Source organism: Pseudomonas fluorescens (assembly GCF_018614655.1).
GTDB lineage: Bacteria > Pseudomonadota > Gammaproteobacteria > Pseudomonadales > Pseudomonadaceae > Aquipseudomonas > Aquipseudomonas fluorescens_BX.
The window spans coordinates 95,342-117,474 of record NZ_JAGGOG010000018.1; the positions used below are offsets into that span (position 1 = coordinate 95,342).

18 protein-coding genes are annotated in these 22,133 nt (G+C 58.9%); 5 read left to right on the forward strand and 13 right to left on the reverse strand.

Translation table 11 applies throughout. The features are described from left to right. Positions 1-16: 16 nt before the first annotated feature. The 12 genes from astB to acs all read right to left on the reverse strand — a co-directional run bounded on the left by astB (position 17) and on the right by acs (position 15,280). Entirely contained in the window at positions 17-1,363 is a 1,347-nt protein-coding gene (gene astB / locus J7E41_RS18475) for an N-succinylarginine dihydrolase (RefSeq protein WP_214994957.1), read from the reverse strand. Positions 1,364-1,552: 189 nt separating this feature from the next. Further along, on the reverse strand, positions 1,553-3,022 hold the full coding sequence (gene astD, locus J7E41_RS18480) for a succinylglutamate-semialdehyde dehydrogenase (RefSeq protein WP_214995362.1): 1,470 nt from the start codon (positions 3,020-3,022) through the stop codon (positions 1,553-1,555). Next, positions 3,019-4,044: an arginine N-succinyltransferase gene (gene astA, locus J7E41_RS18485; protein ID WP_214994959.1), complete on the reverse strand. Its 1,026-nt coding sequence runs from the start codon at positions 4,042-4,044 to the stop codon at positions 3,019-3,021. The genes astD and astA overlap by 4 nt, the downstream gene beginning before the upstream one ends. A 55-nt stretch (positions 4,045-4,099) precedes the next feature. Beyond that, the gene (gene aruF, locus J7E41_RS18490; RefSeq protein WP_214994961.1) at positions 4,100-5,119 is read right to left on the reverse strand and encodes an arginine/ornithine succinyltransferase subunit alpha; all 1,020 of its coding nucleotides are present in this window, start codon (positions 5,117-5,119) and stop codon (positions 4,100-4,102) included. 223 nt (positions 5,120-5,342) lie between these two features. After that, positions 5,343-6,563, reverse strand: a complete 1,221-nt coding sequence (locus J7E41_RS18495; RefSeq protein WP_214994963.1) for an aspartate aminotransferase family protein — start codon at positions 6,561-6,563, stop codon at positions 5,343-5,345. Between the two features lie 230 nt (positions 6,564-6,793). Beyond that, the gene (locus J7E41_RS18500; protein ID WP_214994965.1) at positions 6,794-7,774 is read right to left on the reverse strand and encodes a GlxA family transcriptional regulator; all 981 of its coding nucleotides are present in this window, start codon (positions 7,772-7,774) and stop codon (positions 6,794-6,796) included. Between the two features lie 248 nt (positions 7,775-8,022). Next, positions 8,023-8,787, reverse strand: coding sequence for an ABC transporter ATP-binding protein (locus tag J7E41_RS18505; protein WP_088426873.1), 765 nt, complete (start codon positions 8,785-8,787; stop codon positions 8,023-8,025). A 27-nt stretch (positions 8,788-8,814) separates the two neighbouring features. Then, positions 8,815-9,927: a M14 family metallopeptidase gene (locus J7E41_RS18510; RefSeq protein WP_214994967.1), complete on the reverse strand. Its 1,113-nt coding sequence runs from the start codon at positions 9,925-9,927 to the stop codon at positions 8,815-8,817. Position 9,928: 1 nt separating this feature from the next. Beyond that, a complete protein-coding gene (locus J7E41_RS18515) occupies positions 9,929-10,627 on the reverse strand; it encodes an ABC transporter permease (RefSeq protein WP_214994969.1) in 699 nt (232 codons plus the stop codon). After that, positions 10,624-11,313, reverse strand: a complete 690-nt coding sequence (locus J7E41_RS18520) for an ABC transporter permease (RefSeq protein ID WP_155586204.1) — start codon at positions 11,311-11,313, stop codon at positions 10,624-10,626. Before J7E41_RS18520 ends, J7E41_RS18515 begins: the two co-directional genes overlap by 4 nt. A gap of 91 nt (positions 11,314-11,404) precedes the next feature. Continuing rightward, entirely contained in the window at positions 11,405-12,199 is a 795-nt protein-coding gene (locus tag J7E41_RS18525) for an ABC transporter substrate-binding protein (RefSeq protein WP_214994971.1), read from the reverse strand. A gap of 1,125 nt (positions 12,200-13,324) precedes the next feature. After that, on the reverse strand, positions 13,325-15,280 hold the full coding sequence (gene acs / locus J7E41_RS18530) for an acetate--CoA ligase (RefSeq protein ID WP_214994972.1): 1,956 nt from the start codon (positions 15,278-15,280) through the stop codon (positions 13,325-13,327). A gap of 394 nt (positions 15,281-15,674) precedes the next feature. Between acs and J7E41_RS18535 the strand changes: the two genes are divergently transcribed. The 4 genes from J7E41_RS18535 (at position 15,675) to J7E41_RS18550 (ending at position 19,294) form a co-directional block, all read left to right on the forward strand. After that, a complete protein-coding gene (locus J7E41_RS18535) occupies positions 15,675-15,947 on the forward strand; it encodes a DUF2790 domain-containing protein (protein ID WP_214994974.1) in 273 nt (90 codons plus the stop codon). Positions 15,948-16,427: 480 nt separating this feature from the next. After that, the gene (locus J7E41_RS18540) at positions 16,428-17,678 is read left to right on the forward strand and encodes a ribonucleotide-diphosphate reductase subunit beta (protein ID WP_214994976.1); all 1,251 of its coding nucleotides are present in this window, start codon (positions 16,428-16,430) and stop codon (positions 17,676-17,678) included. Positions 17,679-17,861: 183 nt separating this feature from the next. Continuing rightward, a complete protein-coding gene (locus J7E41_RS18545; protein ID WP_214994978.1) occupies positions 17,862-18,578 on the forward strand; it encodes an HNH endonuclease in 717 nt (238 codons plus the stop codon). 71 nt (positions 18,579-18,649) lie between these two features. After that, on the forward strand, positions 18,650-19,294 hold the full coding sequence (locus J7E41_RS18550; protein WP_214994980.1) for an HAD-IB family hydrolase: 645 nt from the start codon (positions 18,650-18,652) through the stop codon (positions 19,292-19,294). 199 nt (positions 19,295-19,493) lie between these two features. Here J7E41_RS18550 and J7E41_RS18555 read toward each other — a convergent pair whose 3' ends face one another. After that, a complete protein-coding gene (locus J7E41_RS18555; RefSeq protein ID WP_214995364.1) occupies positions 19,494-20,453 on the reverse strand; it encodes a LysR family transcriptional regulator in 960 nt (319 codons plus the stop codon). A 228-nt stretch (positions 20,454-20,681) separates the two neighbouring features. Here J7E41_RS18555 and argH point away from each other — a divergent pair, with 228 nt between their 5' ends. Then, positions 20,682-22,109, forward strand: coding sequence for an argininosuccinate lyase (gene argH / locus J7E41_RS18560; RefSeq protein WP_214994982.1), 1,428 nt, complete (start codon positions 20,682-20,684; stop codon positions 22,107-22,109). Positions 22,110-22,133 lie beyond the last annotated feature (24 nt).

The window sequence follows — 22,133 nt, forward strand, 5'->3', positions numbered from 1 at the left end:
GCTCTCATCTGGGGCATTAATTGATCTGGAAAGGATAAACCGAGCCCAGTTTAAGGATTTGCGTCAGTTCATCCAGTGCCGTCCGGCACTCAAGCAGCAATTGCGGGTCAGCCAGGTCGGTTTCCCGCAGGCTGTCGCGGTAGTGCTTGTCGACCCAGTGGGTCAGAGTGTCGTACAACGGTGCCGTCATGATAACCCCTGGGTTGACCGCCGCCAGTTCGGTTTCATTCAAGGCCACCCGCAAGCGCAGGCATGCCGGGCCACCGCCGTTCTGCATGCTTTGCTTGAGGTCGAAAACCTTCACTTCGCGGATCAGGCCACCGGAGGACGTCAGGCTTTGCAGGTACTGCCAGACACGTTCATTGCTGCGGCACTCTTCTGGCACGATCAGCAGCATCGAGCCGTCAGCACGGGTCAGCAACTGGCTGTTGAACAGGTAGGAACGCACCGCATCTTCAACGCTGACCAGGGCACGCGGCACGCAGATCGACTGGAAATTACCGCCACGCTTGCCGAGCTTGCCCTGCAATTCGCCGAGCATCTGCTCGGTATTGAGGAAGGCATCCTCGTGATAGAACAGTACTTCGCCGTTGCCTACCGCGATCACGTCGTTGTGGAACACACCGGCATCGATCACCGCCGGGTTCTGCTGGGCGAATACCACACCGTCATCCTGCAGGCCGTGCAGGCGGGCGACGGCCTGGGACGCTTCGAGAGTCTGGCGCGCCGGGTACTTTTGCGGCGCCGGGTAGCGGGTGTCGAACGCACTGCGGCCGAACACGAAAAACTCTACGCCAGCCTCGCCATAGTCACGGCAGAAACGCGTGTGGTTGGCCGCGCCTTCATCACCAAACTGCGCCACCGCCGGCAATGCAGCGTGGTGGGCGAAGTGTTTCTGGTCGGCGAACATGGCTCCCAGCACGCGGCTGGTGGTCGGGTGTTCGATGCTGCGGTGGTATTTGCAGTTGAGGTTGGCAGCGGTGAAGTGCACGCGGCCATCGGCAGTGTCGGCACTCGGGCTGACCGTGGCGGCGTTGGCCACCCACATGCTCGACGCCGAGCAGCTTGCTACCAGCAACGGCATGGCGTGCTTGGCTGCTTGCTGGATCACTTGTGCGTCGGTGCCGGCAAAGCCAAGGTTGCGCAGAGCCGCTACGTCAGGACGTTCCTGCGGCGCCAGCACGCCTTGCACAAAGCCCATTTCCATCAGGGCCTTCATTTTCGCCAGACCTTGCAGCGCTGCTTCCTTGGGGTTGGAAGATTGCTGGCTGTTGCTCTGGGACGCGACGTTGCCGTAGGACAAACCGCCGTAGTTATGGGTCGGCCCCACTAGACCGTCAAAATTGACTTCACAGGATTTCATCGGCGAGGCTCCACGAACATCTGTTTTTTATTGGCTTCAAATTACTTGAAAACACCACAAATCAAATATGGGAGCGGGCTTGTGTGGGAGCGGGCTTGCTCGCGAAGACGGTGGATCAGTTAATGCATCCAGCGACTGACACACCGCCTTCGCGAGCAAGCCCGCTCCCACACAAGCCCGCACCTACATTTAGATCAGTGTTACACCCGGTGTCAGCGCGGCCGGCAACACCAGGCTTGGGGTCTCAAGCGAGGCCACCGGGTACGCACAATAATCCGCAGCATAATAGGCGCTGGCGCGATGGTTGCCCGAGGCCCCGACTCCACCGAATGGCGCACTGCTGGCAGCGCCGGTCAGTTGCTTGTTCCAGTTGACGATCCCGGCACGACTTTCGAGCCAGAACTGCTGGTAACGCGCCTCGGAGTCCGACAGCAAGCCTGCGGCCAACCCGTATTGGGTGTTGTTGGCCTCGGCAATTGCCGCTTCGAAATCAGCGTAGCGGATCACTTGCAGCAGCGGGCCGAACAGTTCTTCGTCCTCGCGCTCGGTGACCGCCGTCACATCAATAATGCCCGGCGTCAGCAACGCGGCCTGGGCCTGTGGCTGGGTCATTTCCAGCAACGCTACAGCGCCATTGGCGAGCATCAGTTCCTGGGCATCCATCAAGGCTTTCGCCGCTCCCAGGGAAATCACCGAACCCATGAACGGCGCTGGCTGTCGGTCGAACGCACCGACTTCAATCGTCGCGCTCACCGCCACCAGCCGCGCCAACAGCGCATCGCCCCAGGCGCCTTCCGGCACCAGCAAACGTCGGGCACAGGTACAACGTTGGCCGGCAGAGATGAATGCCGACTGGATGATGGTGTAGACCGCCGCATCCACGTCGGCCACTTCGTCCACCACCAGTGGGTTGTTGCCGCCCATTTCCAGGGCGAGGATCTTGTCCGGACGCCCGGAGAACTGCTGGTGCAGGTGGTTGCCGGTACGGCTGGAGCCGGTGAAGAACAGGCCGTCGATACCCGGATTGGCCGCCAGGGCGATCCCGGTTTCCCGCGCGCCTTGCAGCAGGTTCAGCACGCCCGCCGGCAAGCCGGCGTCGATCCAGCACTGCACGGTCAGCTCGGCCACTTTCGGGGTCAGCTCGCTCGGCTTGAACAACACGGTGTTACCCGCCAGCAACGCGGGAACGATATGCCCATTGGGCAAGTGACCCGGGAAGTTGTACGGACCAAACACCGCCACTACACCGTGAGGTTTGTGACGCAACACGGCAGTGGCGTCGCCCAACGGGCCGCTCTTTTCGCCGGTACGCTCGCGGTAGCTCTGCACCGAGATCGCAATCTTGTTGACCATGCTGGTGACTTCCGTCGCCGATTCCCACAGCGGTTTGCCGGTCTCTTCACCAATGCAACGCGCCAGTTCATCGGCACGGCTTTTCAGGTTGGCGGCAAACGCTTCCAGCACGCTCAAACGCTCTTCCAACGAACGCTTGGCCCAGGCCGGAAATGCCTGACGCGCCGCCTGCACGGCGGACTCAACCTGCTCAACGGTGGCACCGTTACCCGACCACAGCACCTGCTGGGTCACCGGATTCAGCGACTCAAAGCGCTCACCCTGGCCTGCCAGCCACTCACCTGCGATGTATAGCGAATTCATTATTTCGACTCCCGTGCAGCGGACAACGGTACGGCACGCACTTGATCACCGGCGATCAGTTTCAGGCGCTTGGCCGTCAGTGGATCGACCACCAACGTGCCAGCCGCCTGACGCGCCGGAGCAGCGGTGATGCGGCAATCTTCGCGTTTGCGGTTATGGATCAGGAACGGCGTGGCGTCGTCTCCCGGCGTGCCAATGGCCAGCACCAGCGCCTCACTGTCACGCACTGCGCGGATCTTGCTGGTTTCACACTCCACCGCCGGGCCCGCGTCGAAGATATCGACGTAGCCTTGATAGCTGAAGCCTTCGCTCTTGAGCATGCTCAAGGCGGGCTCGGTGTCGGTGTGAACCTTGCCGATCACGTTGCGTGCATCCTCGGAGAGGAAGCAGGTGTACAGCGGAAACTTCGGCATCAGCTCGGCGATAAAGGCTTTGTTGCCAACACCGGTGAGGTAGTCGGCCTGGCTGAACTCCATCTTGAAGAAGTGCCGGCCCAGGCTTTCCCAGAATGGCGAACGCCCGGCTTCGTCGGACATGCCGCGCATCTCGGCGATGATCTTGTTGCCGAACAGCTGCGGGAACTCAGCAATGAACAGCATCCGCGCCTTGGCCAGCATGCGGCCGTTGAGGCCGGTGCGGTAATCGGCGTGGAGGAACAACGAGCACAGTTCGGAATTGCCGGTCAGGTCGTTGGCCAGGAACAGCGTCGGAATCTCGCGGTAGATATTCAGCTCCTGGGAGGCGCTGACCGTCAGGCCAACCCGGAAGTTGTACCAGGGCTCACGCAGGCCGACAGCGCCGGCGATGGCGGAAATCCCCACCACCTGGCCGTCGTCGTTTTCCAGCACGAACAGGTAATCGGCATCACCGCGCCCGGCTTCGCCGCGAAAGGTCTTTTCAGCCCAGCCGACGCGGTGGGTCAGGCGCTCTTCGTTGGCCGGCAAGGTGGTGAGGCCGGTGCCAGTGCTGCGCGCCAGGTCAATCAGGGCCGGTAAATCGCTGCTGCGTACGGGACGAACGATCATGCTATCTCCTCAAACGGGCCGCTGGCTCCAGCCACCCGCGAAACTCTCGAATGCGTTAAACCGCCACCAGACGCACGCTGGCACCTTCACCGACGCCCAGGGCTTCGGCGGCTTCCAGGTCCAGGATCACCGGTTTGCCTGGCGCGTAGTCCAGCTCCAGCATCACCGCGCGGTAATCCTGCAACTGCGCATTGCTGACCAGGTACTGACGACCGACACCCTTGACCCTCTCACCGATCTTCACCGGCACCACGCGGCTCTGGGCGATCGAGCGAATACCCGAGATTCGTGCGTGCAGCGTTGGGCCGCCGTCGAAAATGTCGATGTAGTGATCGGTCTCGAAGCCTTCGCGCATCAGGATGTCGAAGGTGATCTGCGCCCGCGGATGCACCTGGCCCATGGCCTCCTGAGCTTCGTCCGGCAACAGCGGCACGTAGATCGGGTAATGCGGCATCAGCTCGGCGAGGAAGGTACGGCTCTTCAACCCGCACAGGCGCTCGGCCTCGGCATAGTTGAGGTCGAAGAAGTTACGCCCGATGGCGTCCCAGAACGGCGAATCACCATTCTCGTCGCTGTAGCCGACAATCTCGGTCACCACCGAATCGGCGAAGCGTTCGGGGTGGCTGGCGACGAACAACAAGCGGCCACGGGAGTTGAGCTCCGACCACGGCGATCCCACTAGCTCCGGCACCACATAAAAGCTGGTCAGCAAGCTGTTACCGGTCAGGTCATGGCACTGGGACAGAACGTGGATCTTGTTGTGAATCTTCAGCTCACGGGAGGCATGCACGAAGGTTTCGTTACGGAAGCTGTAGAACGGCTCCGAATAACCGGCCGAGGCGACGATGGCCGAACAGCCCACCAACTTGCCGGTCTCGGTGTCTTCAAGGACAAAGAAATAACTTTCTTCACCGTTGAAACTGACTTCGGCAGCGAAGGACGCTTCGCTTGCGCAGATCTTGTCGCTCAGGCGTTCGACATCATCCGGCAAGGAGGTGACACCAATCGGGCTGTCCGCAGCCAGACGCTGTACCTCGCCCAGATCAGCCATTTGCGCGGGGCGCATCACCAGCATGGTGTCACTCCTTAACTCGAAAAACTCATAGGAAAAATACCGGACAGATTTGAATCAACACAGACCCCGATGTGGGAGCGGCGGTGCGACGATTCGACTTGCTCGCGAATGCGGAGTATCAGTCAATACCTCTGGCGACTGAACCACCGCTTTCGCGAGCAAGTCGAATCGTCGCACCGCCGCTCCCACATTTGATCCGGTCCGGCAAATAAATGTGTGTCTATCAGGCTTGCGTCAGCTTTTGCACGGCACGTTCGAAACGATCCAGGCCTTCTTGAATGTCAGCATCTTCCACCACCAGGCTCGGGGCGAAGCGCACCACATCAGGACCGGCTTGCAGGATCATCAGGCCTTCACGCTCGGCGGCATTGAAGATGTCCTTGGCCTTGCCTTTCCAGGCATCGCTCAGCACGCAACCGAGCAGCAGGCCCAGGCCGCGCACTTCGGTGAAAATGCCGTATTGCTGGCCGATCTGCTCCAGACGAGCCACGAACAGGTCATGCTTGGCTTTAACGCCAGCCAGCACTTGCGGGGTGTTGATCACATCAATCACCGCTTCCGCCACCGCACACGCCAGCGGGTTGCCACCGTAGGTGGTGCCGTGGGTGCCGACCACCAGGTGCTTGGCCAGGTCTTCACGCGTCAGCATCGCTGCAATCGGGAAACCACCGCCCAGGCTCTTGGCGCTGGTGAGGATGTCCGGCACTACGCCGTAATGTTGGTAGGCGAACAGCTCGCCGCTGCGGCCCATACCCGTTTGTACTTCGTCGAATACCAGCAGCGCGTTATTGGCATCGCACAGGTCGCGGGCACCTTGCAGGTAAGCCAGCTCAGCCGGCAGCACGCCGCCCTCGCCCTGGATCGGCTCCAGCACCACAGCACAAGTCTTGTCCGAAACAGCGGCTTTCAGCGCGTCCAGATCATTGAACGGCACATGGGTGATACCGGTGATTTTCGGACCGAAGCCGTCGGAATACTTCGACTGGCCACCAACGTTCACGGTGAAAAGGGTGCGGCCGTGGAAGCTGTTCAGCGCGGCGATGATTTCGTACTTCTCGCTGCCGAACCGGTCGAACGCGACGCGACGGGCCAGCTTGAAGGCGGCCTCGTTGGCTTCGGCGCCGGAGTTGCAGAAGAACACACGCTCGGCAAAGGTGGCGTCGATCAGTTTGTGAGCCAGGCGCAAGGCCGGTTCATTGGTGAAGACGTTGGATACGTGCCACAGCTTATTGGCCTGTTCGGTCAGTGCACCGACCAGCGCCGGGTGGGCATGGCCCAATACGTTGACCGCGATGCCGCCGGCAAAGTCAATCAGCTCTCGACCCGACTGGTCCCACACGCGCGAACCTGCGCCACGCACAGGAATGAACGCGGCAGGTGCATAGTTGGGAACCATGACCTGGTCGAAATCGGCACGTTGCACCGGGGCTTGCTCAACGGACATCGGAGTCTCCTGAAGAGGAACGCCTGCCTGAAACTGGCGGGCGATGGAGGGATTGTAAGGACAGTTTTCAGCCCGGCCTTGTCGCCAAGCGACAACTTCTTATAGCGCTAACCCCGGTTTTACGCGGGTTTACGCCAATGCGACAAATAGCGTCGCAATGGCGCAGTTTAAACTGATGACGAGAGTTTGCGGCCACGCAACTGGAATTCTGCTGCGCGCTGAATATGGGATCAACCGCGCTCGGAAGGCACCGACGACAATTCAAACGGGCTGCTGCTGCGGCGCTGGTTACGGTCTTCACGCGGCGTGGCGCCAAAGAAGTTGCGGTAAGCGCTGGAGAAGTGCGGCCCCGAGGAGAAGCCGCACGACAGGCCGATCTGGATGATCGACTTGCTGGTTTGCATCAGCATCTGCCGGGCCTTGTTCAAGCGCAGCTCCAGGTAGTACTGGCTGGGGACGCGATTGAGGTACTGTTTGAAGATGCGTTCCAGTTGTCGTCGCGAGACGCAAACATGCTGGGCGATTTCGTCGGTGGTCAGCGGTTCTTCAATATTGGCTTCCATCAGCAAAACGGCCTGGGTCAGCTTCGGATGGCTGGAACCCAGGCGATTTTGCAATGGAATGCGCTGACGCTCGCCGCCTTCACGAATGCGCTCTACTACCAACTCTTCCGATACCGCCCCGGCCAGTTCGGCGCCATGGTCGCGGGCCAGTACTGCCAGCAGCAGGTCGAGTACCGACATGCCACCACAGGCGGTCAGGCGATCACGGTCCCAGTCGAACAGGTGGCTGGTGGCGATGACCTTGGGAAAGCGCTCGGCAAAATCATCCTGCCAGCGCCAATGCACGGCGGCGCGATAGCCGTCGAGCAAGCCCAACTGTGCCAGTGGATAGACACCTGCCGACAAACCACCGATCACACAGCCGGAACGAACCAACTGCTTGAGCGCGCTGCTCAACGGCGAAGCCAACACGGTAGGCGGCTCATCGGCGAGCAAGAACAGCTTCTGAAAACCTTCCAACTTGCCGGCCCAAGGCTCACCCGGCAACTGCCACGCACCGTCCACCGGCGGTTCCGCCTGGAGAAACGACAGTTCATACACCACGTCCGGATGCACCCGCTGAGCAACGCGCAAGGCCTCCTCAGCCAGCGCAAGCGTCAGGGCTTTAGTGCTGGGCCAAATCAGGAAACCAATTCGATGGGCGGTCATGGAGTGCTATCCGAAACGAAAAACAGTGTTAAAGGCATCGCTAATGCTAGCCCGTAAGTGAACACAAATCTTAAAACCGATGAAGATCAAATGTGGGAGCTGGCTTGCCTGCGATGGCGCCAGCACATTCAACATTCCTATCGCCTGACACTACGCTATCGCAGGCAAGCCAGCTCCCACACTGGACCGGGGTTAGCCTGTAAGCCGCGCGAAGCATGCCCTATATCAGTGCACAACGGCAGCCTTGATTACTTCAAGCTACCGGACAGGAACTGCTGCAAACGCTCGGATTGTGGGTTGACCAGTACTTCACGCGGGTTACCACGCTCTTCGACGATACCTTTGTGCAGGAATACCAACTGGTTGGAGACTTCACGGGCAAAGCCCATTTCGTGGGTCACCACTACCATGGTCCGACCTTCCTGGGCCAGGTCCTGCATCACCTTGAGCACTTCGCCCACCAGCTCCGGGTCGAGGGCCGAGGTAGGCTCGTCGAACAGCATCACTTCAGGCTCCATCGCCAAGGCACGGGCAATCGCCACACGCTGCTGCTCACCGCCGGACATATGGCCGGGGAACGCATCCTTACGATGAGCGACGCCGACCTTGGCCAGGTAGTGCTCGGCCTTTTCCCGCGCGTCTTTTTTCGACATGCCGAGGACATGGACCGGCGCCTCCATGACGTTTTCCAACGCAGTCATGTGGGACCACAGGTTGAAATGCTGGAACACCATGGACAGTCGCGAGCGCATGCGTTGCAGCTGCTTGGGGTCGGCCGCCTTCATGGCTCCGTCCTTGTTGGCCACCAGTTTCAGCTCTTCGTTGTTGAGCAGAATCTTGCCGGCGTGGGGTTGCTCCAGCAGGTTGATGCAGCGCAAAAAGGTACTTTTGCCCGAACCACTGGAGCCGATGATGCTGATCACATCACCGGCCGCGGCGGCCAGGGACACACCTTTGAGCACTTCATGACTGCCATAGCGTTTATGCAGGTCTTGGACTTCAAGTTTGTACATGCGGTCGGTTCTCACAAAAACAGTTGGTCAGTCGTTGAGCAAGCGCCCGTGACGCAGCGCTTCGCGCCCCGCCACCTTGGCCAGCCAGAAACCCGCTTGGGCATAACGTAGCCGTTCAACGGCAAACAACACTCCCGACGTACCGGCGCAGACAATGCTGACGCGGTCGGTCAAAGGATCAATCACTTCAAACAGAGGGTCGCCCGCTTCCACCCACTCACCGGCGCGGCGCAGGTAACTGATCACCCCGGCATGGGGCGCGAACAACAACTCGGTGCCTTCGAAGGGCATGCCTTCGCAGGGGTCATGGGCCGCTTGTGGCCACTCCCCTTTTATCAAGCCTTGCTCGGCGAGAAAGGCCAGGATGCCTTCAGCGTGGAAAATCGCTTCATCTCGACCTGTGTCAGCCTGACCACCCAATTCCAGCGTCGTCGCCAGGCAAGCCAGGGGAATCTGCGCCTCGGGGAATTCCCGCGACAAACGCAACCACGGCAGCGAGCAGGCCTCGTCAAAGGAACTGCCGCCGGAATCTTCCGCCAGCAGCCCGACCTTCACATTCAAGTGTGCCGACAGCGAACGCCACTGCGGCCAATGCTGGGGCAGCGCGTACATATGCAGCGCGGCTTCGGCGTCGCAGTGCAGGTCGAGCACCACGTCGGCGGTGCACGCATGACTCAGCAACACCCGCTGCATACCTTGCAATTGACTGCTCGGCGCCGGCAAAGCGTTGAGTGCATCGCTCATTGCCTGACGGATCAGACGCACATTGGCGTGGGGATCATCCCCAAGGCAACCCTTGAGCAACTCGGCAACCGGCTCGCTCAACTCGACGAAATCACGGTTGAAATTCTTGCCGCTGCCGACTTCGAAACGCCCCTGATGAGCGCCTTGCAGCAACTGCCCCAAGCCCATCGGGTTGGCCACCGGCACCAGCTCGATCACGCCGTTGAGGGCGCCTTGCTGCTCCAGTTCGACCAGGCGTTTTTTCAACTCCCAGGCGGTACGCATGCCCGGCAATTCGTCGGCGTGCAGGCTGGCCTGGATATAAGCCTTGCGCTCGCCGCTGCCGAAACGGAACACCGTCAGTTGGCGCTCGCAGCCCAGGTGCCCCCAGGGCAATACGTGATCGATACGTTCCATATCAGTGCTTCCGTGGAGCCAGGTAGCTCAGCCAGCGGCGCTCGGCCAACTTGAACAGGCGCACCAGGATGAACGTCAGGCACAGGTAGAACACGCCGGCGGTGATGTAGGCTTCGAACGGCAAGTAGTACTGGGCGTTCACCGTGCGCGCGGCGCCGGTGATGTCGATCAGCGTGACGATGGAGGCCAGGCTGGTGGTCTGCAGCATCATGATCACTTCGTTGCTGTACTGCGGCAGTGCCCGGCGCAGGGCCGACGGCAACAGGATCCGGCGATACAGCTTGTAACGCGACATGCCCATGGCCTTGGCCGCCTCGATCTCGCCATGAGGCGTGGCCTTGAGGCTACCGGCAATGATCTCGGCGGTGTAGGCACTGGTGTTGATGGCAAAAGCCAGGCAGGCACAGAACGTCGCGCTGGACAGCAACGGCCAGAGAAAGCTTTCACGCACGGCCTCAAACTGAGCCAAACCGTAGTAGATCAAGAACAGTTGCACCAGCATCGGCGTGCCGCGGATCACATAGGTGTAGAGCCAGGCAGCGCCGTTGATGACCGGCTGCTTGGATACGCGCATCAGGCCCAGGGGCAAGGCTGCGAGCAAACCGAAGAACAGCGAGATGGCCAACAATTTCAGGGTGGTCAGCAAGCCGCCGAGGTACAGCGGCATCGCCTCCCAGATGACGTTGTAGTCGAAGATCATAGATCAGCCGCCTTTACGCCTACCGAGTAGCGCTTCTCAAGGTGACGCAAGGCCAGCAACGACACGCTGGTGATCACCAGGTACATCGCCGCCACTGCGAGGAAGAAGGTAAAAGGTTCGCGGGTGGCATCGGCCGCCTGCTTGGCCTTGAACATCATGTCTTGCAGGCCCACCACGGAAATCAGTGCGGTGGCTTTGGTCAACACCAGCCAATTGTTGGTGAAGCCGGGAATCGCCAGCCGAATCATCTGCGGCACCATCACCCGGAAAAACACCTGGAAGCTGCTCATGCCATAAGCAAGGCCGGCTTCAGCCTGGCCCTTGGGAATGGCCATGAAGGCACCACGAAACGTTTCCGAGAGGTAGGCGCCAAAGATGAAACCCAGGGTGCCGATACCGGCGGCCAAAGGGTTCAAGTCAATATAGTCGTCGTAGCCGAGCATCGGCGCGACGCGGTTCAGCAGGTCCTGACCGCCATAGAAAATCAGCAGGATCAGCACCAGGTCGGGGATCCCGCGGATCACCGTGGAGTACAAGTCGCCCAGCCATGCCAACCAGCGCACCGGCGACAGGCGTAACGCGACCCCGATCAGACCCAGAACAATGGCCAGGGCCATGGACGACAAGGCGAGCTGAAGCGTCAACCATGCGCCATCGAGGATGACAGCCCCGTAGCCTTTCAACATGATTCAGGTCCTCGAAAAGGGGGATGAAAAAATGGCGCAAACTTCAGAGACCCTGGTGCTTGCGCCATTTCGGACAGACAGTTGCGATGACTTAGTTGGCGGCTTTTGGATCAGCGCCGTAAATATCGAAGTCGAAGTACTTGTCCTGGATTTGCTTGTACTTACCGTTGGCACGGATCGCAGCGATGGCAGCGTTGATCTTGTCCAGATTGGTTTTGTCGCCTTTACGCACCGCGATGCCTACGCCGTCGCCGAAGTACTTGACGTCGGTGAACTGCGGGCCAACAAACGCGTAGCCTTTACCCGCGGGCGTCTTCAGGAAACCGTCCTGCAACAGGGTGGCGTCTGCCACGGTGCCATCAAGGCGACCGGCTTCCACGTCCAGGTAGATTTCGTTCTGCGAGCTGTAAGGAACGACGGTGGCGCCTTTAGGGGCCAGAACTTCCTTGGCGAAACGGTCGTGGATCGAACCACGCTGCACGCCGATTTTCTTGCCCTTGAGCTCATCCAGGCTGTCGCTGACCACAGTACCGTCCTTCATCACCAGGCGTGCCGGGGTCAGGTAGTAGCGCGTGGTGAAGTCCACGGACTTCTTGCGGTCGTCAGTGATGGACATGGACGACAGGATCGCGTCGATCTTGCGTACCTTCAGCGCAGGGATCAGGCCATCGAACTCTTGCTCGACCCACGTGCACTTGACCTTCATCTCTTCGCACAGGGCGTTGCCGATGTCGTAGTCGAAACCCACGATGCTGCCATCCGGCGCCTTCGAGGCAAACGGAGGGTAAGCCGCTTCGATACCAATCTTCAGGGGTTTTTCGTCAGCGAAGGCCTGCATGGACAACACAGACAGCGCCAGGGCGCCCAACAGCACGAGTTTCTTCATCTTGGGACTCCATCGGTATAGGGCAAAAACAGCAGTATGAGCCATGGCCCACGATGCGACTGAGTAAAACCGAATAGCGCCGCTTAGCCCTACGCAATTGAACGTAAACGACGGCGAGCGAGTGATCGGCATTCTAACGACAGGCCGGAAGCCGATATTTCCTCAATGCGACAACAATTTACAGATGCACCGAGAAAGCGGCCCAAACCCATTGACAGCCTCTAGAATTTATGCAGAGGCAAAAGATATTAAACCTGTTAACGCTGCAAATTGCGGGCCTATTATTCGCAAACCCTTCTAGCACGGCAAGTCTGGCGTTTAATCTTATTTCAGCGGGTGTCTAAAACGCGGGTTTTGGCGGCGCGGGCGTAGCCCTTTGCCTCATGTTTGGGTAGCGGGTTACACATTTGGATGACTAGGTAACATTCAGAAACTTCCTACGATAGAAACCGATATTTATTGGCCTGGTGGTGATGCCGGTCCGTCATCCCACCGCTGAAACCGCCCTGAAATGCAATCCCATGAATCCCATGAATCCCCTGTAGCCGCTGCCGAGGCACGAGGCTGCGACAAGGGCCGCAGGACCTTCAGCGGTTTCAAAAGACTGGCGACTGCTGCGCAGCCGATCGCAGGCTGCGCCAGCGGTTACAGATGATCGGCACATCCCCTGTAGCCGCTGCCGAGGCACGAGGCTGCGATAAGGGCCGCAGGACCTTCGGCCGCTTCAAGAGACTGGCGACTGCTGCGCAGCCGATCGCAGGCTGCGCCAGCGGTTACAGATGATCGGCACATCCTCTGTAGCCGCTGCCGAGGCACGAGGCTGCGATAAGGGCCGAAGGACCTTCAGCGGTTTCAAAAGACTGGCGACTGCTACGCAGCCGATCGCAGGCTGCGCCAGCGGCTACAGATGATCGACACATCCCCTGTAGCCGCTGCCGAGGCACGAGGCTGCGATAAGGGCCGCAGGACCTTCGGCCGCTTCAAGAGACTGGCGACTGCTGCGCAGCCGATCGCAGGCTACGCCAGCGGCTACAGAGGGCGGCTCCGCCAGCAATATCGGGATAAGCCCCACAAAAAAGCCCCACCCGGCTCACACCGAATGGGGCTTCATCCCACGAACCCGCCTTACGCGACGTTCATGGTCTTGTGGGTCTCAATCAAATGCTGCACCACACCCGGATCCGCCAGGGTGGAGATATCCCCCAACCCGTCATATTCAGCGGTGGCAATCTTGCGCAGAATGCGCCGCATGATTTTCCCCGAACGAGTCTTCGGCAAGCCCGGTGCCCACTGGATCACATCCGGCGAAGCAATCGGCCCGATCTCTTTGCGCACCCAGTTTTTCAATTCCAGGCGCAAGGCTTCAGTCGGCTCTTCACCATTTTTCAGGGTCACATAGACATAAATGCCCTGGCCCTTGATGTCGTGCGGCACCCCCACCACCGCCGCTTCCGCGACTTTCGGGTGGGCAACCATGGCACTTTCAATCTCGGCGGTGCCCATACGGTGGCCGGACACGTTAAGCACGTCATCCACCCGGCCGGTGATCCACCAGTAGCCGTCTTCATCGCGACGGGCGCCGTCACCGGTGAAGTACATGCCACGGAAAGTCTTGAAGTAGGTATCGACGAAACGGTCATGGTCGCCGTAAAGCGTACGTGCCTGGCCTGGCCACGAATCGAGAATCACCAGGTTGCCTTCGGCAGCGCCTTCGATGATGTTGCCCAGGTTGTCCACCAACGCCGGCACCACGCCAAAGAACGGCCGTGCAGCCGAGCCAGGCTTGAGCGCATGCGCACCCGGCAGCGGGCTCATGAGGGTGGCGCCGGTCTCGGTCTGCCACCAGGTGTCGACGATCGGGCAACGGGATTGGCCGACGTTCTTGTAGTACCAGTCCCACGCTTCCGGGTTAATCGGCTCACCCACCGAACCCAACAGGCGCAGGCTGCTACCATCAGCGCCTTCGCAAGCAGCGGTACCCGAAGCCATCATCGCGCGGATCGCGGTTGGCGCGGTGTAGAGGATATTGACCTTGTGCTTGTCGACAATCTTCGCCACCCGAGTGATATCCGGATAGTTCGGCACGCCTTCGAACAGCAGCGTGGTCGCGCCATTGGCCAGCGGCCCGTAGACGATATACGTGTGGCCAGTGACCCAGCCGACGTCGGCGGTGCACCAGTAGATTTCGCCCGGGCGGTAGTCGAACACACGTTCGTGGGTCAGCGCCGCATACAACAGATAGCCGCCGGTGGTGTGCTGCACGCCCTTGGGCTTGCCGGTGGAGCCGGAGGTATAAAGGATGAACAGTGCTTCTTCAGCACCCATCTCTTTCGGCGCACACACGGTGCCCGCCACTTTCATCAGGTCTTCGTACCAGATGTCGCGATGCTGGTTCCACTTGATGTCGCCACCGGTGCGCTTGCACACGATGACTTTCTGGATGCTGCTGGTTTCAGGGTTGGTCAGAGCGTCATCGACGTTGGCCTTCAGCGGAATCTTCTTACCGGCACGCAAGCCTTCGTCGGCGGTGATCACCACCTTGGATTTGCAGTCGATAATCCGACCCGCCAGGGCCTCTGGCGAGAAACCGCCAAACACCACCGAGTGAATCGCGCCGATCCGGGTACAGGCCAGCATGGCGACCACGGCTTCGGGAATCATCGGCATATAGATAGTCACCACGTCGCCGCGGTGTACATCCTGGCCGCGCAAGGCGTTGGCGAACTTGCAGACTTGTTCGTGCAGTTCACGGTAGGTGATGGTGCGGCTTTCGGCAGGGTCGTCGCCTTCCCAGATAATTGCGGCCTTATCGCCACGCTCGGCGAGGTGACGGTCCAGGCAGTTGTAGGAAACGTTGAGAGTGCCGTCGGCAAACCATTTGATGTCGACATGATGATCGTCGAAGGAAGTCTGCTTCACCGTGGTGAAAGGCTTGATCCAGTCAAGACGACGAGCCTGCTCGCGCCAGAAACCGTCGGGGTTGACCACCGACTGCTGGTACATGGCCTTGTAGGTCGCCTCGTCGGTCAGCGTGTTGGCTGCTACTTCGGGGCGAACGGGGTACAGAGAAGCCGCACTCATCTTTCTTACCTCGGTGACATAGTTGTTGTTGTATGGCCCTGTTGTAGCCGGGCCGGGCCTATAGAACCATTCGACGATGGTAGTAACAAGCCCCTACAAATTGCCCAGCTATACCTCGACGCCGCTCTGGCCCGCGGCCTACGCTGGTTTGCGGCGTTTGAAAAAAACCTGAGTGTCGGGATTGTTACAGGATCGGCCAATAGTGTTTATCAAAAGCACGGGTATATGAATTAAACCCGCAGGCCTAAAATCACTTCTGCCAACCAAGGCACCGTGATTAACCAAGTTGCAGCCCCCACGAAGGCACGTTAATCCGAACTTTCCAATCCAGTTACACACGTGGCCTCACAAGGGCCCCGTGACCCCTTTCGACCGAAAAAAGGTAAATAGTCAAATGAAAGCTTTATTAGTATTGGCCCTCAGCAGCTTGTGCGCTACCGCCGCCCTGGCCGACGAGATCCCGACCGAGGTAGCCAGCCAGAACACCGCTACTGTTGAGGATTACACGTACGACACTGACCTGGACATTGCCCGCGTAGTGTCCATGAGCAATATCCCGGATGTATGTGAAGTTGTACCAGCGCGTATGGAATATGAAGATCACCAAGGCCAACGACATATTCTTAATTACAGGATCATGGGCAATGGCTGCTCTAACGGTTCGTAACTTCGTTAGTTGAAACCAAACCTGATCTTATCCGCCGCAAGAAATCGTTCTTGCGGCCAAGAATCCGACACCTGACACGCCCCACCTTTCCCCTCCTCGCTTCCCGAAAAAAATCCCACCCCGGCAAACCCCAACAAACCCGCGGCTTGGCCTGCAAAGGTGGCTTTTTGGCCGGCGACTGAGGCCATCCGCCGCAACACAAAGATGTTTTTTTCCCTATAATGCGCGGGTATATCGGGCCTGCAATATCCCCTTACAGGGACGAAGAGCCAGACCTGAGGCCCCGCAGGAGCAAGCAACACACGCTCCGCCCCTCAAGCCTCACGCAGGACCCCGTGACCAAATTCCGTTTAATGCCTGCGTCAGCTGTTGCAACAAACGATTCCTTAAAGATCCACCGCGGCCCTTGGGCCGTGTGAACACCCAACCATCCGGTTTCACACGGGCACCCTTGAGCCCTCACGCAGGAGACGACACGTCATGCTGAGCTGGGACGAATTCGACAAAGAAGAAGACGGCGAAGTAGTTGCCAAAGGCGCCAACGCCGGCCACGCCACCGAAGCCAACATGGATCGCCTCGACGGTGCCGGCGCTGCCGCCGCCATCGAAGCCCGCGCCGTCACCGCCAGTGACTCCGCCGCCATCGTGCGCGCCAAGGCCGCCCTCGACAAACTCGACGTCGCCGAAGGCCTCGCAGAACTCGAAGGCTCCGCCGCCCGCGTCGCCGTTGACGAAAAGCGCATGATCAACTGCCGCGCCGACCTCAACCAACTCGTGCCCTTCAAGTACGACTGGGCCTGGCAGAAATACCTCGACGGCTGCGCCAACCACTGGATGCCGCAAGAGGTCAACATGACCGCCGACATCGCCCTGTGGAAAACCCCCGAAGGCCTGACCGACGACGAACGTCGCATCGTCATGCGCAACCTCGGTTTCTTCTCCACTGCCGATTCGTTGGTCGCAAACAACCTGGTGCTGGCCGTGTACCGCCTGATCACCAACCCGGAGTGCCGCCAGTACATCCTGCGCCAGGCCTTCGAAGAAGCGATCCACACCCACGCCTACCAGTACTGCATCGAATCGTTGGCCATGGATGAAGGCGAGATCTTCAACATGTACCACGAGATCCCATCGGTCGCCAAAAAGGCAGCCTGGGGCTTGAAGTACACCCGTTCGATCTCCGATCCGAAGTTCGAAACTGGCACCGTCGAGACGGATAAAGAACTGCTGCGCAACCTGGTCGCCTACTACTGCGTCCTGGAAGGCATCTTCTTCTACTGCGGCTTCACCCAGATCCTCTCCATGGGCCGCCGCAACAAAATGACCGGCGTGGCCGAGCAGTTCCAGTACATCCTGCGGGATGAGTCGATGCACCTGAACTTCGGTATCGACGTGATCAACCAGATCAAAATTGAAAACCCACACCTGTGGGATGCCGAGATGAAAGAAGAAGCGACCCAGATGATCCTGCAAGGGACTCAGCTGGAGATCGAATACGCGCGTGACACCATGCCGCGCGGCGTGTTGGGCATGAATGCGGCGATGATGGAGGATTACCTCAAGTTCATCGCTAACCGTCGCCTGTCGCAGATTGGGTTGAAGGAAGAGTATCCAGGGACGACGAATCCGTTCCCTTGGATGAGCGAGATCATGGACTTGAAGAAAGAGAAGAACTTCTTTGAGACTCGTGTGATCGAGTATCAAACCGGTGGTGCGCTTAGCTGGGATTGATCCTTCAGCCAATGAGCATTTTCCAGGGTTGAGCTGATAGCTCGGCCGACCTAAAAAGCCCTGACTTGCTCAGGGCTTTTTTGTATTCGTTGAACGCAAAGTCCTATAGATGAGTAGGAAATTTCGTAGACGTAATAATGGCCACTCAGTATCGTCCGAGGGTTTTCTACCCTCGGCGGCTGTATGGACACACAAAAAGGTAATACCGGATGGACCGATGAGGAGCTTGAAGCTTCCGTCGACGCTTATCTGAAAATGTTGAAGCTGGAGAATGCTGGCCAGCCGTTTAAAAAGTCAGCCGAACACGCGCTTTTGCGCGCTGGCGCTTTGAGTTCTCGCTCCTCAGCGTCGGTCGACTATCGCATGCGCAATATTTCTGCCGTATTTGAGACGCTAAATCAGACGCCGATTGGCGGTTATACCGCAGCAAAAAATGTCGGTTCAGGAATTGTCTCTCGCATCCGTCGAATGCTGGCACAGCGCGGCATCGTTGAAAATCAAGACGTTGCCCCCACGTTTGATGAAGAGTTACTGGAGCGACGTGCAGTAAAGCTTCAAAGCAAACCTATCAAGGCCCAACCTGAAGGTATCGCCGTTCCGCAACAGGTCAGTACCACCAGCACATCTTACGTACGCGATCCGGTAGTCCGGGCCTGGGTACGTCAGCAGGCGGAAGGCAGATGCGAGGGTTGCGGTGTAAAGGCCCCGTTTAATCTAGACAACGGCCAGCCATTTCTTGAAGTACATCACGTCAAGCACCTCGCCCAGAAGGGTTCGGATTGCGTTACCAATGCTGTAGCCTTGTGCCCCAATTGCCATCAGCGTTGTCACCGGTCGAGTGACCGGGATGTTTTCACCAAAGGGCTTTACTCCAAAATCACTAGATTGATACCGGAGTAAGCTCCTGCGGTCACATCTGATGCATTCTAAAAAATAGTAGATAGGACCGAGACTAGCCCGTGAATCCAGACATGCTCGAAGCCGGCCCCTTGGATGCCAAAGTACTTTCCGTCTTTGACTTCGACGGCACCCTGACCCACCACGACAGTTTTGTGCCCTTCCTGAGGTTTGCTTTTGGGTGGGGGGAGTTCAGCCGCAGGATGCTGAAACTAACAGTACCTGGCGCGAGGTTTCTTATCCGTCAGATGAGCCGCGATGAACTCAAGGCGCAGTTGATCCGCACCTTTATGACCGGCGTGGAAAAGGCGTGGGTCCAGCGCAAAGCCGAGGAATATTGCCAGGCGTATTGGCCCAAGTTGATGCGGCCAGCCGGCTTGCAATCGGTGGCCGATGAGGTGAAGTCCGGGGCGGTGGTGACGCTGTGTTCGGCGTCGCCGGCGTTGGTGTTGCAGCCGTTTGCGGATCGGCTTGGGATCAAGTTGATCGGGACTGAGCTTGAGGTGGTGGACGGTGTGTTGACGGGGAAGCTCACGGGGAATAATTGCCGGTGTGAGAACAAGGTGCTGCGGCTTGAGACGGTGTATGGGGACTTGGGGGAGTATCGGCTCAGGGCCTGGGGCGATACGCGCGGGGATCGGGAGTTGTTGGCGGCGGCGCAGGATGCGCATTTTCGGCATTTTCATTCGAAGAAGAAGCTGGGTAAGTTGCAGCGTTGATGCGCTGCTAACAAGCTCTATGTGGCGAGCGGGCTTGCCCGCGTTGGGCTGCGCAGCAGCCCCTATTGAGAGTGGCCACATTTCTCCAGTTAGAACCGAGTGGCAGGATTTGGGGCCGCTTCGCGACCCAGCGCGGGCAAGCCCGCTCGCCACAGGTTTTGTGTTTGCCGTCAGGTTTGTATGAACCCATAAAAGCAGATCAGCTAATCGCTTTCAAATTCACACCCAATGCCGTCGCGAACGCTTTGACCAACGGGCTTCTCGGTGCGTTGTGGCGCAGGATCAGGTTGAACGGCGTACTCAGGTGTATCTGTTCCGGGCATAACACGCGCAAGCGCCCTTCCCTCTCCAACGGCGCGGCATAGTGTTCCGGCAGAAAGCCCAGGAAGCGGCCAGTGAGGATGAGGATGGCGACCGCTTCAACCTGTGAAGCAGACGCTGATTGGCTGTCGTAGCTGACGAAGTTGGCCTTGTCACGATGGATCGCATACCGGTGATTCACCACTTCATGTTGGCGCAGGACGTCGGCGTTGATATCGCGTGCTTCAAATAGCGGATGTCCGACGGCGCAATAGGCGTGGGACTTTTCTTCGTACAGAGGGAAGTAGTCGAATTCTTCACGCCGCTGGTACACCGGGACGATGCCGACGATTAGCCGCCCTTCCACGACGCCTCGTTCAACTTCGTCCAATTGCGAGGCATGTAGGCGTAATCTTATTTTTGGCGATTCGCTATGTAATTTTCCCAAGGCAGCAATTAGCGGGGAATTAACGTCGGACACAGTGTTATCAATAACGCCCACACTCAGGTCGCCGATGAGTTCATTTTGTGCCGAACTAAGCTTGTCTCTGAAGCTGTCTACCGAGGTAAATAACTCGATGCACGCTTGATACACCAGCTTGCCTTCTTCGGTGAGGCCAAAGCCTTCTCTACCCCGTGTACACAGACGCATGCCGATGCGGATTTCCAGGTCGGAGATCTGTTTGCTGATGGCGGCCAGGCCCACGTTGAGCTCGTTTTGCGCGGCGCTGAAGCCACCGGCTTCGACCACGGCCATAAATACCCGGAGCAATTTGAAGTCCAGGCCGCTCAGTTGCAGCGGCGGTCTTGTGCCGGGTTTTGGCGGTATGTTTCCAGAAGTGGAAAGTGGAGTTTCCATAATACGCGTTGACCTCAAGTGCCATATTCAACAGGCTTCAACCCAGTCCTTGAATATAGCCAGGCGGCGATAATGAACATAAACATCCGCCCTTGGCAACCTTGAATATAGCGGGTTGAACAGCACACAGAGGCTGATTTAACGCCCTAAAAAACCTGACACTCCGATCAGGACTTTTTACTTTTCTACTGCCTCCGACTCTTCTAAAAACAAGCGTGAGGAACACCCATGTCTCAGCCCACCGATCGCCTTTGGGGCGCTCGCTTCAAGACCGGCCCGTCTGCCGCACTGGCCGCGTTGTCCCGTTGTCCTGAGCGCTATTTCCGCCTGACGCCTTACGACCTGGCCGGCTCCCGGGCCCATGCCCGTGAGTTGCAGCGGGCCGGGTTGCTGGATGAGTCGGAAACCTTGCGCACACTGGAAGCATTGGACCGGATCGGTGAAGACTTCGCCGCTGGCCGCTTGCATCCGACACTGGATGACGAGGACGTGCACACCTTCATCGAGCGGGTGTTGACCGAGCGTTTGGGCGCCCTGGGCGGCAAGTTGCGGGCCGGGCGTTCGCGCAATGACCAGACTGCCAATGATCTGCGACTGTTCCTACGGGACCACGCGCGTACCATCACCACTGAGGTACTGGGTTTGCAGCAGGCGCTGGTGGAGCAGGCCGAGCAGCATGTTGAGAGCATCTGCCCCGGTTTTACCCATTTGCAGCAGGCGCAACCTATCGTCTTCGCCCACCACTTGCTGGCCCACGCGCAATCGATGCTGCGAGACGTGCAGCGTCTGGTGGATTGGGATGCGCGTACGGCGTTGTCGCCATTAGGCGCAGCGGCAATGGCCGGCTCGGCGATTGCGCGTCAGCCGGAATACTCGGCCAAGGAGATGGGTTACACCGGGCCGTGCGAAAACTCCATCGACGCTGTCGCCAGTCGTGACCATGTGGCGGAGTTTCTGTTTGTGGCAGGCATGCTCGGGGTGAATATTTCGCGACTGTCGGAGGAGTTTTGCCTGTGGTCGTCGCGACAGTTTCGCTGGGTGCAGTTGGATGATGCCTACGCGACGGGCAGTTCGATCATGCCGCAGAAGAAGAACCCGGACATTGCCGAATTGGCGCGGGGCAAGGCTGGGCGGTTGATTGGCAATTTGACTGGGTTGATGTCGACGCTCAAATCGCTGCCGCTGTCGTACAACCGCGATTTGAGTGAAGACAAACACAGCGTGTTGGACAGCGTGGATACGTTGCTGTTGGTGCTGCCGGCGATGGCCGGGATGGTTGCAACGATGAAGGTGCAGGTGGAAGAACTGCGGCGTCAGGCGCCGATGGGTTTTACCTTGGCGACGGAGGTGGCGGATTGGTTGGCCATGCGCGGTGTGCCGTTCAAGGAGGCGCATGAGATTACAGGCGCACTGGTGCAGGCCTGTGAGAAGCATGAGATTGAATTATGGGAAGCCTCGCCGGCGCTGTTGGCAGAGGTGGATACGCGGTTGACGCCGCAGGTGCGTGATTGCCTGACCCTGGAAGCGGCGATTGCGGCGCGCAGTGGTTGGGGTGGCACGGCGCCGGAGCGGGTTAGAGAGCAGATTGGGCGGTTGAAGGTGGCGCTGGCTGGGCAGCAGAAGTGGGCTGAGAGTTATCAGGGGTTTCGGATTTAGGTCTGCAAGACAGGTGTTGTTCGG

Bases quoted from the DNA above. Each gene is read 5' to 3' on its own strand.
- J7E41_RS18525 (WP_214994971.1), bottom strand. From the start codon at position 12,199: ATGAAGAAACTCGTGCTGTTGGGCGCCCTGGCGCTGTCTGTGTTGTCC.
- J7E41_RS18545 (WP_214994978.1), top strand. From the start codon at position 17,862: ATGGACACACAAAAAGGTAATACCGGATGGACCGATGAGGAGCTTGAA.
- J7E41_RS18515 (WP_214994969.1), bottom strand. From the start codon at position 10,627: ATGATCTTCGACTACAACGTCATCTGGGAGGCGATGCCGCTGTACCTC.
- J7E41_RS18520 (WP_155586204.1), bottom strand. From the start codon at position 11,313: ATGTTGAAAGGCTACGGGGCTGTCATCCTCGATGGCGCATGGTTGACG.
- J7E41_RS18540 (WP_214994976.1), top strand. From the start codon at position 16,428: ATGCTGAGCTGGGACGAATTCGACAAAGAAGAAGACGGCGAAGTAGTT.
- J7E41_RS18500 (WP_214994965.1), bottom strand. From the start codon at position 7,774: ATGACCGCCCATCGAATTGGTTTCCTGATTTGGCCCAGCACTAAAGCC.
- J7E41_RS18555 (WP_214995364.1), bottom strand. From the start codon at position 20,453: ATGGAAACTCCACTTTCCACTTCTGGAAACATACCGCCAAAACCCGGC.
- astA (WP_214994959.1), bottom strand. From the start codon at position 4,044: ATGATCGTTCGTCCCGTACGCAGCAGCGATTTACCGGCCCTGATTGAC.
- J7E41_RS18535 (WP_214994974.1), top strand. From the start codon at position 15,675: ATGAAAGCTTTATTAGTATTGGCCCTCAGCAGCTTGTGCGCTACCGCC.
- J7E41_RS18495 (WP_214994963.1), bottom strand. From the start codon at position 6,563: ATGTCCGTTGAGCAAGCCCCGGTGCAACGTGCCGATTTCGACCAGGTC.
- J7E41_RS18550 (WP_214994980.1), top strand. From the start codon at position 18,650: ATGCTCGAAGCCGGCCCCTTGGATGCCAAAGTACTTTCCGTCTTTGAC.
- aruF (WP_214994961.1), bottom strand. From the start codon at position 5,119: ATGCTGGTGATGCGCCCCGCGCAAATGGCTGATCTGGGCGAGGTACAG.
- J7E41_RS18510 (WP_214994967.1), bottom strand. From the start codon at position 9,927: ATGGAACGTATCGATCACGTATTGCCCTGGGGGCACCTGGGCTGCGAG.
- astB (WP_214994957.1), bottom strand. From the start codon at position 1,363: ATGAAATCCTGTGAAGTCAATTTTGACGGTCTAGTGGGGCCGACCCAT.
- argH (WP_214994982.1), top strand. From the start codon at position 20,682: ATGTCTCAGCCCACCGATCGCCTTTGGGGCGCTCGCTTCAAGACCGGC.
- acs (WP_214994972.1), bottom strand. From the start codon at position 15,280: ATGAGTGCGGCTTCTCTGTACCCCGTTCGCCCCGAAGTAGCAGCCAAC.
- J7E41_RS18505 (WP_088426873.1), bottom strand. From the start codon at position 8,787: ATGTACAAACTTGAAGTCCAAGACCTGCATAAACGCTATGGCAGTCAT.